The sequence below is a fragment of the Aquimarina sp. ERC-38 genome (assembly GCF_026222555.1).
GTDB lineage: Bacteria > Bacteroidota > Bacteroidia > Flavobacteriales > Flavobacteriaceae > Aquimarina.
The window spans coordinates 2345111-2360867 of sequence record NZ_CP098511.1 but is presented as its reverse complement, the minus strand read 5'-3'; the positions used below and the strand labels follow the sequence as shown (position 1 = coordinate 2360867).

The window sequence follows — 15757 nt, the reverse complement described above, 5'->3', positions numbered from 1 at the left end:
AAAAAGACCGTCTAAAAAGGCGGTCTTTTTTATTACCTTTTATTTCTAGGTAAATCACTTGTTTGATTAGTACGATGATAATAGAAATTATCCAAATATATAGGTTTAATTAAATAAGTAAAAGTAACTTAGAAAATTTATAAAAAAAATAGAAGGTCAAAACAAAAAACGTAGGCATAGCCTTAACTAAAATAAGGTAACGCGAAGTTTAATATTTAATACATGGATACACGAAAATTCATGTAATGTTATTTTAGCTATATATCAACATTACTATTTAATATATAATTAGAGCTATCAACAATTTAATTCCGAAGTATAAGTGTTATGTTACAATGACAATTTTATAGAGCTTGATTTACTCTATGTCTTTCCCTCGCTAGTAATGTGTTTTTAAGCAACATTGCAATAGTCATTGGACCTACTCCACCAGGAACCGGAGTAATAAATGATGCTTTCTTCTTTACCGCATCGTAATCCACATCTCCAACAATTTTATAGCCACGTTTTTTTGTATCATCCGCAACCCTGGTAATACCTACGTCAATTACAATAGCATCATCTTTAACCATTTCAGCTTTAAGAAAATTAGGAATACCGAGTGCCGAAATTACAATGTCTGCCTGTGATATAATCTGAGTAATATTTTTAGTATGGCTATGGGTTAAAGTTACCGTACTATTGCCCGGCCAGCCTTTTCTTCCCATCAAAATACTCATAGGGCGTCCTACAATATGACTTCTACCAATAACTACCGTATGTTTTCCTTTAGTCTCCACTTGATACCGTTCTAATAATTCTAAAATACCAAAAGGTGTTGCCGGAATAAAAGTAGACATATCTAATGCCATCTTACCAAAATTCATAGGATGAAATCCATCCACATCTTTATCCGGATCTACTGCTAACAATACTTTTTGAGTATCTATCTGCGGAGGTAATGGCAACTGTACAATAAAACCATCAATGTCTTGATCTTCGTTTAATTCTTTAATTTTAGATAATAATTCTATTTCGCTAGTAGTACTAGGCATTTGAACCAAAGTTGATTCAAAACCAATTTGTTCACAAGCTTTAACTTTACTTCCTACATAAGTAAGGCTAGCTCCGTCATTTCCTACCAGTACTGCAGCAAGATGAGGAACTTTTTCTCCTTTGTCCTTCATTTTATTTACTGCCTGAGTGATTTCTTCTTTGATATCACTACTTATCTTTCTACCGTCTAAAATTGTCATTTATCTTTTTTGTATAGTTAGCGCATGTTGTTCATCATTTGCATCATCCGCTTTCCTCCCCCACCTTGCATCATTTTCATCATTTTACTCATTTGATCAAACTGTTTTAGCAACTGGTTGACCTGTTGTACAGAAGTACCTGAACCTTTGCCGATTCGCTTCTTTCGGCTGGAGTTGATAATTTGAGGTTTGGATCGTTCACCAGGGGTCATAGAGTGAATGATGGCTTCAATATGTTTAAAAGCATCATCATCAATATCAATGTCCTTCATCATTTTACCTGCCCCGGGAATCATTCCGATCAAGTCTTTCATATTCCCCATTTTTTTAACCTGCTGAATTTGTTTTAGAAAGTCGTCAAATCCAAATTGGTTTTTGGCAATTTTCTTTTGTAGTTTTCGAGCTTCTTCTTCATCAAATTGTTCCTGTGCTCTTTCTACTAAAGATACTACATCCCCCATTCCTAAGATACGGTCAGCCATACGTGAAGGATAGAAAACATCAAGAGCCTCCATTTTTTCACCGGTACCTATAAACTTAATAGGTTTATTTACAACAGATTTAATAGAAATAGCGGCTCCCCCACGAGTATCCCCATCTAGCTTGGTTAAAATAACTCCATCAAAGTTTAATACTTCATTAAAAGCCTTTGCCGTATTTACAGCATCCTGCCCCGTCATAGAATCAACTACAAACAAGGTCTCGTTGGGATCAACTTCTTTACGAATATTTGATATTTCGGTCATCATCGCTTCATCAACCGCCAATCGACCTGCAGTATCGATAATAACCACCTGACAACCTAATTCTTTTGCTTTTTCAATACCCGCTTTGGCAATAGCCACCGGGTTCTTATTTTCCCGATCACTATATACATCAACTTCAATTTGATCTCCAACCACGTGTAACTGGTCAATCGCTGCCGGTCGGTATACATCACAAGCAACTAGCAAAGGTTTTTTATTCTTTTTAGTCTTTAAGAAATTAGCTAATTTACCTGAAAACGTGGTCTTACCAGATCCCTGCAAACCGCTCATTAAAATTACGGATGGATTTCCGGAAAGATTAATACCGGCAACATCACCACCCATAAGTTCGGTTAACTCGTCTTTTATTAACTTAACCATTAACTGACCGGGCTTTAAAGATTTTAAAACATCTTGTCCTAATGCTTTGTCTTTTACCCGAGCCGTAAAGTCTTTGGCAATTTTATAATTTACATCGGCATCGACCAGTGCTCTGCGAACTTCTTTTAAAGTCTCAGCCACATTAATTTCTGTAATCTGCCCATGTCCCTTTAAAACATGAAGCGCTTTGTCCAGTTTATCGCTTAAATTATCAAACATTCCTTTAAGATTTTACATTTTTTAGCAAAAGGGCAAATTTAAGAATTTGATAATTAAAATTAGTATTATTAGCATAGTATAAATTTTCATGTGTACTTAAAAACATATTTATAATAATTCTGTTTTTTTATAAAAAGTCTTACATTACACCTTTATTTTCCTACAATCCCGTGTTTTATAGGTTAACCTGACACTCTGACTAATATATTGGTTATCATAACGAAATTTATGTTTTTTTAATGTTTGATAACATAATACTTCCCCTGGTACTCTTTATTTTTGCAGAAGTTAATCACATAATTCTTACACATGAAGTCAAAATTTACCCTACTATTTTGCTCTATTTTTGTATTGCAATCTTTTGCAACTGATTACTATGTTAATCCTAAAACAGGAAATGATGGTAATAGTGGTACCTCCGAATCACAAGCATTTAAAAGTGCGAATCGAATAAGCGGACTTACCCTGCAACCTGGTGATAATGTTTATTTAATGGATGGAGATTATCCCTGGACCGGAGGCGAACTTTTTAGAATTAATAATTCAGGGACACCTGATAACTATATTACAATTCAAAACTATCCGGGTCATAGCCCTCTATTAAAATTTGACGGGTGGACCGGAATTGATATTACTGATGGTGCTTCTTATATTGCTTTACGAGGACTTAGAATTCAGGGAACACGAAGTAGGATTACCCTAGAAGAAGCACTGGCGCAACCGGGTAGTTGTCAAAACAATAAATTAGGCGGGCCACAAGGCCGCTTTAACGGAACAGGAATCCTGGTAGTAGGCCCTAATTTACGTTGGAGTAATTCTTCCAGCAGTCAGGTGCCACATCATATTACTATTGAAGACTGTGAGGTTTTTGACTGTACCAGTTCGGGTATTGCATTACAACAGGTCGATTATGTTACCGTGCGTAATAACAAAATACATAATAATGCCTGGTATACCTTATACGGAACTAGTGGTTTGAACTTATATCAATTTATTAATACTGATGGGACTACGGGAGTTCATAACCTTATAGAAAATAATTTATTTTATGAAAATCAATTAAAAGTACCACAATTACCTTCCTGTGAATTTTATGATGGTAACGGCTTAATTGTAGATGATTTTAATCATGTTCAAACCCGAAACTATAAAGATCCAAACATTACCTACCCGTCTTATAGTGCAACTACTTTGGTTCGTAACAATGTTGCCGCTGAAAATGGGGGTAGCGGTTTACATTTTTATTTAAGTTCTAATTGTAATATCTACAACAACACGGTAGTAAATAATGCTTTTCAAAATGATGGAGACAACGGAAATGCAGAGATAAGAGTAGGTTTATGTAAAGATTTCGAAATTAAAAACAACATTTTTTTATCAGAATCAAGGGTTAATGAAATAGACCCAAATAGAAATGTCGATTATTCTAACAATTACCATTCAGGGCCTGAGATTGATAGTGTTTTTGCTTTATGTACTACTTGTCCTAAAGAAGGGATTTCTTTTATAAATACTTCGATTAGTAGTGAGAGTCCTTATATTACAGCTAGTAACAGCATTCAGGATTTAGGGATACCTCTTGCAGAAGTACCTTTGGATTATTTAGGGAATACCCGATCAGATGGCAAGCCGGATTTAGGCGCTTATGAACTAGACGGATGCTCTGAAACAACATGGTATGTGGATGCTGATGGAGACGGAATTGGAGCTGATACGGATACGGTGGTTGCATGTGAACAACCGGAGGGCTATGTAGCCACATCCGGTGATTTATGTGATGATAATCCAGACGTTACCGAACCTACTACCTGGTATGTAGATCAAGACCAGGATGGAATAGGATCAGAAGATGAGGTACTATCTGCTTGTGAACAACCGGAAGGTTATGTTGCGATAAAGGGGGATTTTTGTGACGATAATCCTGATGAAACAGAGGGAGTTATCTGGTATGAAGATCAAGACGGAGATGGTGTAGGTTCTAATACAAGTACCCGTACCGCTTGTGAGCAACCGAGAGGATTTGTAGCTATCAACGGTGACTTTTGCGACGATAACCCGGAAGCAACGGAAGGTTCTGTTTGGTATGCCGATACGGATGGAGATGGAGTTGGTGTAGAATCAGAATCCCTGGAAGCTTGTTCGCAGCCTGAAGGATATGTTGCAACCTTCGGAGATTTATGTGCTACGGATGCTAATAAAACAGAACCGGGTGAATGTGGTTGTAATAAGATAGAAGGAACCTGTGACACTTCTACCGAAGCATGTGATGCTCCTGCTTATAGTCCGACAGAAATATACAGTCAATCTGGTACTATCGTTACCTACCTGGGTAGAGCATACCAGAATAAATGGCATAGTGAAGGTCAAATACCTACTGATGGAGGACCCTGGGAATTAATTGAAATCTGTGATGGATCCGGTGCGGATTGTACTTCGTTAAATGAATGGAATAGCGAGCTGATTTATGATAATAAAAATACTGAGGTTGTTTATGAGGGTAAGGTCTACAAAAACCAATGGTATACAAAAGGAGATATTCCCGGTGAAAACAATGTATGGGAGTTAGTAGACATTTGCACATCAGTTGATACCAAATTAAGTAGTAATTCCATACAGAATGGCGGGACTATCGGACAAATTGCATTATACCCTACCCATTTTGAAAATCAAGTAGTTTTAAAATCTAATAAAGGAACTGTAGTAAAAGTGTTTACTACCGCAGGGAAATTAGTATTTATAGATGTAACCATAGCTACCACTACTTATATTACACTTTCAAATGTACAATCCGGTATGTATTTAGTACATATTACTTCAAAAGAAAATACAATAATAGAACGAATTGTAAAAAAATAATCTTAGATCAAAAACAATAAAAGAGGGCTGTCTTAATCATTAGTAAGACAGCCCTCTATATTTATAGTTGAGTCCGTTACAGGAATACTACTTTAATAAAAGTACATCATTTATAATATGAACCGTACCATTTGATGCTTCAATATCAGCTCGAATGACTTTTGCCTGATTTGCTACAACAACATTACCCTTTTTATCTTGTTTTACGGTAATTTTCTTTTGTTGTATATTCCTTACGCTTCCTTGGTCTAACAAATTGGAAGCTTTAAAACTACCTGCCAAAATGTGATTCTTAATGATAGTTTCATATTCACTCATTGATATACCAGGATTTTTTTGGAAAGCTCTATTGTTTGGAGCAAATACCGTAATAGGGTTTGTTCCGTTAAGAGCATCTTCTAATCCCAGACTACCAATTATACCGTAAAGGATAGAAAAATTATCATTTTTCTTTACTATATCTAATATGGTGGGAGTGTTATCTTGTTCCGGAATTAACACTCCGGTAATTACATGGACAATACCATTAGAAGCTTCGATATCAGCAATGGCAACTTCAATAGAGCCGTTTAGTAAAACTTTATCACCTTGTTGCTCAATAGTAACTTCGTCTCCCTGTAAGGTAGTAACCGTTTGTTTTTCTAACAAATCTGCTGCTGAAAAAGCTCCGGAAGCTACGTGATACGTTAATACTTCAGTTAAAGCATCTCCTTCTGGTAAAGCACTTAAAGCTGCAAAAGCATCATTAGTTGGTGCAAATACGGTTAACGGACCTTCGCCATTTAGGGCATCAACCAATCCAGCCGCTTGTACTGCGCTAACAAGAGTCGATAACTCAGGAGTTTCTAGAGCAATCTCTACAATTGTTTTTGAAGGAGCAACAGCCGGAATTAACACTCCGGTAATTACATGCACAATACCATTAGAAGCTTCGATATCAGCAATAGCAACTTCAATAGAGCCGTTTAGTAAAACTTTATCACCTTGTTGCTCAATAGTTACTTCGTCTCCCTGTAAAGTAGTAACCGTTTGTTTTTCTAATAAGTCTGCTGCTGAAAAAGCTCCGGAAGCTACGTGATACGTCAATACTTCAGTTAAAGCGTCTCCTTCTGGTAAAGCACTTAAAGCTGCAAAAGCATCATTAGTTGGTGCAAATACGGTTAACGGACCTTCGCCATTTAGGGCATCTACCAATCCAGCTGCTTGTACTGCGCTAACAAGAGTTGATAACTCAGGAGTTTCCACAGCGATTTCTACAATAGTCTTTGGAGTTGGTGGAATTAACACTGCATCAATAACATGAAAGATACCGTTAGATCCTGTAATATTAGCTTCTAATAATTTAACCGTATCGTTAATCACGATTTCATTATTATCATTTAAACTCACCTTGACTTTACTACCTTGTAAGGTTTCCGTCATTTTTTCTACTAATAGTTTACGGGTATTAAACTTACCACTAAGCCCATGATATAATAATACCTGGAGTAAATCATCTCCGGAAGGTACTGCGGATAAAGCACTAAAAGCTTCATCTGTTGGAGCAAATACGGTAAATGGTCCTTTTCCGGATAAAGTTTCAACTAATTCTGCTTCTTGTAGCGCGCCTACTAAAGAGGTAAAACGTCCATCTGCTACAATCAAGTCAACAATGGTTTGTGTAGGTACTGTAGAGTTTACTAACTCAGCAGTCCAATCTCCGCGTCCTAAGCCATTTGCAAATAAGGCGAATCTTCCGGCAAGATTTCCGTCTTTTCCTATCCTACCGATACCTGCAACTCTATCAAACCTTCCTAATTCAATAATCAGATAAACAGTACCGTCACTTACAATAGCCCCTCTGGTACGAGCTCTACTTCCATCAGGTAAAGTGAGTCTCCCCCGTATAAGGGCAAAGCTTGCGTGATATAGAGTAATATTTAGTCTTAACCTTCCGGATAAAACGGTACCTACTCCACTTCCACTATTTACCTCAGCGTTAAAATCATAAGTAAATCGTTCTCTACTTATTTTAATCCCGTTTTTAGTTACTACTTGGTCATCTTCCGGTAAGTTTAATTCACCATCTACCGTATTTTGTGTAAGCTCATCAATTTCATCAAAACTAATGATAGGAGATTCTTCAATTCCTATAGGTTCCGGTTCCGGTATACTATTATTATCATCCTCCTGACAAGAAAACAAAACGGTCAGCATAATGACGCTTATAAAGGGTAATAGAAATTTTTTAAAATAATTTTTCATGTTAATAAATTTTAAAGTGTTAATTGAATAGTAGTACGTTAAATCAAAGGATTCTTTGCTGATGGCGACAACCGGTTGTATAGATAAGCCTCTCCGCTAATTAAAATTGTTTAATCTTTTATACTAATCATTAAACAACTTGATTTCTGATAATCATACCTAGGAATTATCACTTTAATAAAATTTTAACTTTTTGTTTAATTAAAAACGTAAATTATTAAACAAAATGAATTAATAAAATAAAAAATTATAGAAGAAGATCGCAGTTATCTGCTATTTGAAGTATTGTAACGCTAAAAAATTATGTAGTAGCATAAAGATACTAGAAGGAGTAAAAGATTCTTTAAGTTGCTTATTTTACTGTCCTATTAAGCGAATTAAAAATGAAGATCTAATTTTCAGCTTATTGCAACTATGGTTCGCAACAAGTACAGACAAATTATTTAAAATTACAGGATAGTAATTTATTACTTTTTAGAAATTCTTATCGTGCAGGAGTGTTATATGTTCTGCTTGTTTCTAGACGGAAGTACCATACTGAGTTAAACCTATGCTTTTAAGAATTTAAGATAATCTTAGAGCTAGATTTTTTGAAAGGTCCCTAATAATCTGTGATGGTAAACAATTAGAATCAATTAAAGGCATGTATTTTCGTTACTTTTCAGAAATTCTTCCAATTCGTCATTATTAGTAACTTTAAATATTTCATCTAGTCTTAAACACTTCAGATAAATAGGATAATTAATAGAAACTCTGTCCCAGGACTTTTTATCCTTTACCAGTTGTTGTACCACTTCGTCATGACTCATAGCCAATGTTTTAAAAGAATTTCTCTTAGTATCAAACATCTTTACATCAAAGGGATACATAAAATCCATACAAAGAATATTATCACTAACTATGCTATCTTTCCTTGGACACAAGGAAACCTCTGCAGCTTCTAACTCATCTTCATCAAAAATTAAAACTTCGGTACCTTCCGTAAAACTTTCATCGATAAAAATAGGATAAAACCAAACTACAAAGTCCTCTCCTTTTAGTTCTACAATACTATCATATTGTTCTTTACTTTCAATAAGAACTTGTTCATATCCATCCAGCAATAATAAATCATGCGGAAGTTTTACAACAAAACAATTTTCGTCTATAACTTCAATCACCTCACTATCATCATCTGATACAACTTTACTAAGCAATTCTAAGAGTTCGCTATCTACTAACTCTGCGAATTCTTCTTCAATCATCATTTCTTCCTCTACCTGACAACTTACCAAACAGAGCAGAAAGACGATGAAAAATGCTATTTTCTTAAAAAAGTTAAACCACATAACCTGATATTTCCTATCTATAAAACAACTAATTCGAACAATATCCTACCATAAAAACATATTTTTCAAATTATAACTTCTTTTCAATTAAAAAACTATAACAATTCTTAAATTTACAACTTTTTAAGTTACTAAAATAGAATTCTCTACCTGATGTAAAAATATATGAGATCAAAAACTAAATCTCTTTTTAGTAACGTTTGTGATGAAGGTATTTATGCGAAATTACATGCAGAACATGCAAAAAACCTCCATGATTTTATTTACTATAAATATGGTAACGCAGTAGATCCGGGGGATAAAGTCCAGGAGGCTTTTATAAAACTTTGGAATTTATGTAAGGAGGTCACTCCGGATAAGGCCAAAAGTTTTTTATTTACAGTTGCCAAGAATCTAAGTTTGAATGATATAAAGCATGATAACGTTCGATTCAGATATCAAACTGATTATTCTGCATATCATAAGGATGTGGATAAAAACAACCCGGAACGAATACTTGAAGAAAAAGAATACTTTAAAAAATACGAGATAGCGTTAAATAAACTTAGTGAAGCTCAAAGAATTGCGTTTTTAATGAATCGAGCCGAAGGTAAAAAGCACCAGGAAATTGCAGATATCCTTGGTATATCAAAAAAGGCTGTTGAAAAGAGAATCTACGGAGCGGTAGATAAATTAATGGAAGAAATTAACAAAATATAATAAAATTATACTTAAAAGTTAGGAATTTTTGTTCTTGAGTTGTTTTATATGTAAAAAGAAAAGATATTGCTAGTATAAAGCTTGAAAAGATATGAATAAGGAAGAATTAATTTTGAAATGGCTTAATCGAGAATCTATGTCTTCCTCAGAAATGAAAGCTTTTGAGGAATTAGATGTTTATCAGTCTGTAATAAAAATAGGAGAAGGAGCTACATCTTTTCGGGCGCCTGAATTTAATCAAGAAGAAAGTTTACAACACTTATTAGAAACTAGAAATCAAAATTCTAGATTAAAGAAATTTTTAGATACCCCGATAGTAAGTTGGATGGTTCGAATTGCAGCTATTTTTATTCTAGGGTTCGCTGTTTATTTTATCGGTTTTACTAGCAATGGTAGTAAAAACTTACAGACTACCATTGCAGAAACTAAAGGTTTTAACTTACCAGATCAGTCAAGAGTTGTACTCAATGCAGCTTCTACTATAGCCTACGATAAAGAACATTGGAAGAATAATCGAAGTGTAAAGTTAGAAGGGGAAGCTTATTTTAAAGTAGCCAAAGGCAAAAAGTTTGATGTTAAAACCAAACAAGGTACAGTAAGCGTTTTAGGTACCGAGTTTAATGTTATTAACCGCGGTTCCTTTTTTCAAGTTCAATGCTATGAAGGTAGAGTAGGTATAACTGTTAATAAAAAATATTATGAATTAACTAAAGGTCAATCCGTTCAATTAGTTGAAGGTACGCTTCATCAATTTAGTGATTTGCAATCCGCACCTTCCTGGTTAGACAATGTTAGTAGCTTCAAAAGTGTTCCTCTTTATTTAGTAATTGAAGAGTTTGAAAGACAGTATGGTAAAAAGATAAATTATAATACTATTGATTCTAAGCTGTTATTTACCGGTAATTTTGTAAATTCAGATTTTAAATCTGCGTTGCAATCGATTATCGTACCAATGCAGTTAAAATATTCAATAAATCATAATATTATAACTTTATATAAAGATTGACTTTCGGAAAAAACAAACGAAAACATATACTTTCCATAGTTTTTTATTTTATATTCTCTTTTGTTTTTAGTCAGGCTAAGATTAAAAAAAAGAGTTTATCTGCTATATTGGTAGAAGTTTCTAACACTTCTCCTTACACCTTTTCCTATTTAGATCGAGATATTAGAGATGTTGAAATACCGATTCCTTTACCTGATCAAAAGGAAATTTTAGTTTTATTAGAATACTTTCAAAAACATTGCAATCTTGAATTTAAAGTATTGCCTAATAATATTATAGCGGTTTACCTTCAAGATGCTAAATCGATAGTTAAATGTGGCATTGTCACAAATATCAATGGCAATCCAATTGAAGCCGTTGTGAATGGAAATGATTTTAGAAAAACAACGGATGGTCGTGGTGAATTCAACTTTGTAGCAACAGAAGAGAAAGAAACCATCGTTATCTCAGCACCGGGATACATTACAAAACGCTTCTTAGCTAAACAATTTACTTCTAATACCTGTAAACCTATTATATTGCAAACAGTCTCTCTTGATCTGGAAGAAGTGGTTGTTACCAATTATTTAATAAAAGGTATCTTCAAAAATTCAGATGGGTCTATCTCTTTGGACTATTCGGATTTTGGTATTTTGCCAGGGTTAACTGAACCGGATTTACTACAAACCTTACAGTCTTTACCAGGGATCACCAGTGCTAACGAAACTATCTCAGATTTAAATATAAGAGGAGGTACTCGTGATCAAAATCTTATTCTTTGGGATGGAATTAAAATGTATCAGTTCAGTCATTTTTTTGGTTTGATTTCTACATTTAATCCCTACCTCACGAGTAATGTAAGAGTTTATAAAAACGGAACGGACGCTTCTTACGGTGATGGAGTATCTTCGGTTATTGAAATGAATACCAGTAATGAAGTCCAACACACTTTTACCGCTAGCGCAGGGTTAAATCTAATTAGTACGGATATTTATGTTGACACACCCATTTCAAAAAATTCCTCTGTTCAGATAGCTTTCAGAAGGTCCATTAATGATTTTGTAGAAACACCAACCTATACTCAATTTTTTGATAAAGCATTTCAAGATACAGAAGTAGTAGATATGAACAATTCTGATATCGATTTTTCATTTAGAGATGCGAGCATTCGGGGTCTTTTTAAAATTGGAAAAAAAGATATGCTAAAAGTTAATGGGATCTTAATGGGCAATAATCTTCTATTTCAGGAAAATAGTATGGAAGATAACAACAATACTTCAAAACAAAGTAGTATTTCTCAAAATAATTATGCATTAGGACTTTCCCATATTCGAGATTGGACTCCGGACTGGAAAAGCGAGATTTTTATATATGGTTCCAGCTACCTCCTGGAATCTAACAATTCTGATGTAATTAATAATCAGACTTTAATACAGCGGAATGACGTACTGGAAACAGGGGTTAAAAGTATTTTAAATCGTACTGTCTCTAATAAAATAAATGCAAAGATAGGTTACCAGTTTAATGAAACGGGAATTGCTAATCTAAGAAGAATTGATAACCCCGGATTTATAGCTAGTGAAAAAGATGTATTAAGGACGCATAGTGGGTTTACCGAGGTTTCTTTTAATTCTTTAAATAAAAAAACAATGCTAAATGCCGGATTACGCATAAACTATATTACTAAGTTAGATAAAACCTATGTAGAACCCAGAATCAGTTATCAACAAAAATTAAATAAGCATTTTACTTTTGAATTGTTAGGAGAATTAAAAAGTCAGACTACCACTCAGATTATTGATTTTCAAAATGATTTTTTAGGTGTTGAAAATAGACGGTGGGTACTTGCAGATGATACCAGTGACAATCCTTTAGAAATTATTCCAGTGGTAACAAGCCAACAAATTTCTTCAGGTTTACAATATCAAAACCGGTCTTTCCTTATTCAAACTGATTTTTACTATAAAAACGTAAATGGAATTTTAGCTAGAAGCCAGGGTTTTTTAAATCAATATGAATTTGCAAATGACACCGGTGCTTATAACGTAAAAGGTATGGACTTTTTAGTTACTAAGAAGATTAAAGATTTTAATACTTGGATTGGGTATTCCTATGCTCAAAATGATTACGAGTTTACTACCTTAGAAGACTCCAACTTTAAAAATAACATCGACATTCGGCATCAGATAAATATAGCAGCTGCCTATAGTACCAGGAAATTAGCCGTATCGGCAGGACTTACCTGGAGAACTGGAATACCTAGTACATTGCCCCGTTTTGATACAGATACTTCAATTACTGATTCTATTACCTACGAATTTCCTAATTCTGATCGACTGGAAGACTATGTACGAATGGACATTTCAGCAACCTACAAATTCCGATGGTCTGATAAATTGAGAAGTATGGTAGGACTCTCCGTATGGAATACATTTTCTAGAAATAATATTACCAATCGCTACTATCGTTTAAGTTCTGACAACCAAATTACAGAAATTGAAGAAGAGGGATTAGGTTTTACCCCTAATCTAGTTTTTAGAATAATATTTTAAATATTTTATGGCTACTAACTCTTTAAAATCCTCGCTTCCCACAGCTTTCTGAACAGTTGTAGCTATTTCAAATCCGACTTTTTTAAAGAACACTGTTCTTTTTTCCTCAATAGCGATTTTAAGAACTAAAATGTGATTATGTAAAGCAACTGCTTCCAAAGTATGGTAAAGGCGGGTAGCAATACCCTTTCTACGATAGTTATGATGTACTAATAAAACAGGAATCGTTCCGTCTTTAAGCAGCATAGCAACTCCAAGGATTTCACTATTTAATTTTACCGTATATACAAATGCATTTTTAAATTTATCGTTCCAAAAATTTCTATCTGCAACTAATCGCATATATTTCTGAGTATCAAGACTCATAATTCTTTGCGATTTAAAATTAGTCACAACATCATAGAAAAATTGTTGTAATTGCCCTAAGTCACTTTGAGTAGATTTAGTAATTTGATAATTCATTAAGATTATAATAAAGGTCAGTAAAGTGTTATAATCTTAAAATTAACACAAAATAAATTGATATGGAAATTTAAATGTTAAAAAATTAAACATTTGTTTAATCTTTCGTTATTAAAATTAAGGAAATTATTATTTTTATAATTATAAAAATTAATTACTTGATTATCAATTAGTTATATTAATAGATAGTACGATGAAAATAATTAACAAAGAACACTAATTACATTCTTTCGGGCACTGCGATTCCCAGTAATTCTAAAGAATTCTTAATTGTGTTACCCACTATACTGGATAGTGTTACCCGAAATTGAGTTTGTGCTTCATTTTGTGCTCCGAAAATGGAGATATTTTGAAAAAATGAATTATAACTTTTAACCAGGTCATACGTATAATTTGCAATTTGTGCCGGACTTAAATCCTGGGCGGCTTGTTGAATAATTTCCGGAAATTGTAACACTAATTTTAATAATTCGCGTTCTTTATCTTGTAGTTCAATAGTAGGAACCTGGTAAATATCCTGACCATCCTCTTTTGCTTTCCGAAGTATAGCCTGAATACGAGCGTAGGTATATTGAATAAAAGGACCGGTATTTCCCTGAAAATCTACGGACTCTTCCGGATTAAATAGAATTCGTTTTTTAGGATCTACTTTAAGAATATAATATTTCAATGCCCCCAAACCTATAGTTTTATAAACCGAATTTTTTTCTTCTTCGGTATATCCCTCCAGTTTTCCTAATTCTGAAGAAATCTTTTTTGCCGTGGTTACCATCTCCTGCATTAGCTCGTCAGCATCAACCACAGTGCCTTCCCGGCTTTTCATTTTTCCACTAGGTAAATCTACCATCCCATAACTTAAATGAAATAGATTTTGTGACCAGGTATACCCTAGTTTTTTTAGGATACTAAACAGTACTTTAAAGTGATAGTCCTGTTCATTACCTACCGTATAAATCATCCCTCCTACGTCCGGGTTATCTTTAACCCTTTGTACGGCAGTACCTAAATCCTGAGTCATATATACTGAGGTACCGTCACTTCTTAGCACCAGTTTTTCATCTAAGCCTTCATTAGTCAAGTCACACCATACGGATCCGTCTCCTTTTTTAATGAAAACTTCTTTTTCCAAACCTTCACTGATGATATCTTTACCCAGTAAATAAGTATCACTCTCGAAGTAATAGCTATCAAAGTCGACACCCATGGTTTGGTAGGTTTCCTCAAAACCTTTGTAGACCCAGCTATTCATTTTCTTCCATAAAGCTACCGTTTCCGGGTCACCTGCTTCCCATTTTCGGAGCATTTCTTGGGCTTCTTGTAGAATTAATGCTTCTTTTTCTGCAACTTCTTTGGTTTTACCTTCATTTATCAACTCTTGTATTTCAATCTTATATGCTTGGTCGAACTTTACATAATATTCACCGACTAAATGATCACCTTTCTTACCAGTAATCTCCGGGGTATCTTGTTCAGAGACAGGTTTTCCCTCGTTTTCTTTTAACCAGGCGACCATACTTTTACAAATATGAATTCCGCGGTCGTTAATGATTTGAGTTTTGTATACTTTTTTTCCGCTAGCTTTTAAAATATTGGCAATCGAATAACCTAATAAATTATTTCGTACATGCCCTAAATGCAAAGGCTTATTAGTATTAGGAGAAGAATATTCAACCAGAACGGCATCTTCGCCTTGTTGCGATACATAACCAAAAGTAGGTTGCTCAGCAATACTAGTCATTGCCTGTATAAAATAAGAATCTGTAAGTACCAGGTTTAAAAAACCTTTAACCACATTAAAAGTTGCTATCTCATCTACTTTTTCAACCAGAGATTTACCAATAGCCTCTCCAATCTGAACCGGATTTCCTTTGATTTGCCGTAGCATTGGAAAAACAACAACGGTATATTCGCCGTCAAACTCTTTTCGGGTATATTGTATTTCTACCGAATCTAAAGTTGTATCGTAAATATCACTAACAATTTCTTTTACAGTAGTTGTAATCTGGCTTCGGATATTCATTATGGTGATGGCTTTTCTAATAAGGCTGCA

10 protein-coding genes are annotated in these 15757 nt (G+C 34.2%); 4 read left to right on the top strand and 6 right to left on the bottom strand.

Annotated features, from left to right (window positions below; genetic code table 11):
- Nucleotides 1-344 precede the first annotated feature (344 nt).
- Together NBT05_RS09675 and ffh are read right to left on the bottom strand one after the other, a co-directional pair.
- The gene (locus NBT05_RS09675) at nt 345-1235 is read right to left on the bottom strand and encodes a bifunctional 5,10-methylenetetrahydrofolate dehydrogenase/5,10-methenyltetrahydrofolate cyclohydrolase (protein WP_265769663.1); all 891 of its coding nucleotides are present in this window, start codon (nt 1233-1235) and stop codon (nt 345-347) included.
- A gap of 17 nt (nt 1236-1252) precedes the next feature.
- Nucleotides 1253-2581, bottom strand: coding sequence for a signal recognition particle protein (gene ffh, locus NBT05_RS09670; RefSeq protein WP_265769662.1), 1329 nt, complete (start codon nt 2579-2581; stop codon nt 1253-1255).
- A gap of 309 nt (nt 2582-2890) precedes the next feature.
- Between ffh and NBT05_RS09665 the strand changes: the two genes are divergently transcribed.
- Complete coding sequence (locus tag NBT05_RS09665; protein WP_265769661.1) at nt 2891-5437, top strand: T9SS type A sorting domain-containing protein; 2547 nt, start codon at nt 2891-2893, stop codon at nt 5435-5437.
- An 87-nt stretch (nt 5438-5524) separates the two neighbouring features.
- Here NBT05_RS09665 and NBT05_RS09660 read toward each other — a convergent pair whose 3' ends face one another.
- Together NBT05_RS09660 and NBT05_RS09655 are read right to left on the bottom strand one after the other, a co-directional pair.
- The gene (locus tag NBT05_RS09660; RefSeq protein ID WP_265769660.1) at nt 5525-7681 is read right to left on the bottom strand and encodes a fasciclin domain-containing protein; all 2157 of its coding nucleotides are present in this window, start codon (nt 7679-7681) and stop codon (nt 5525-5527) included.
- A 635-nt stretch (nt 7682-8316) separates the two neighbouring features.
- A complete protein-coding gene (locus NBT05_RS09655; RefSeq protein ID WP_265769659.1) occupies nt 8317-9009 on the bottom strand; it encodes a hypothetical protein in 693 nt (230 codons plus the stop codon).
- A gap of 165 nt (nt 9010-9174) precedes the next feature.
- Between NBT05_RS09655 and NBT05_RS09650 the strand changes: the two genes are divergently transcribed.
- The 3 genes from NBT05_RS09650 (at nt 9175) to NBT05_RS09640 (ending at nt 13245) form a co-directional block, all read left to right on the top strand.
- On the top strand, nt 9175-9708 hold the full coding sequence (locus NBT05_RS09650) for an RNA polymerase sigma factor (RefSeq protein ID WP_265769658.1): 534 nt from the start codon (nt 9175-9177) through the stop codon (nt 9706-9708).
- 91 nt (nt 9709-9799) lie between these two features.
- Complete coding sequence (locus tag NBT05_RS09645; protein WP_265769657.1) at nt 9800-10714, top strand: FecR family protein; 915 nt, start codon at nt 9800-9802, stop codon at nt 10712-10714.
- The gene (locus NBT05_RS09640) at nt 10711-13245 is read left to right on the top strand and encodes a TonB-dependent receptor (RefSeq protein ID WP_265769656.1); all 2535 of its coding nucleotides are present in this window, start codon (nt 10711-10713) and stop codon (nt 13243-13245) included. Before NBT05_RS09645 ends, NBT05_RS09640 begins: the two co-directional genes overlap by 4 nt.
- Here the strand turns inward: NBT05_RS09640 and NBT05_RS09635 are convergent.
- Entirely contained in the window at nt 13222-13707 is a 486-nt protein-coding gene (locus NBT05_RS09635; protein WP_265769655.1) for a GNAT family N-acetyltransferase, read from the bottom strand. The genes NBT05_RS09640 and NBT05_RS09635 overlap by 24 nt on opposite strands.
- A gap of 220 nt (nt 13708-13927) precedes the next feature.
- Nucleotides 13928-15727: an arginine--tRNA ligase gene (argS, locus tag NBT05_RS09630; RefSeq protein ID WP_265769654.1), complete on the bottom strand. Its 1800-nt coding sequence runs from the start codon at nt 15725-15727 to the stop codon at nt 13928-13930.
- Nucleotides 15728-15757 lie beyond the last annotated feature (30 nt).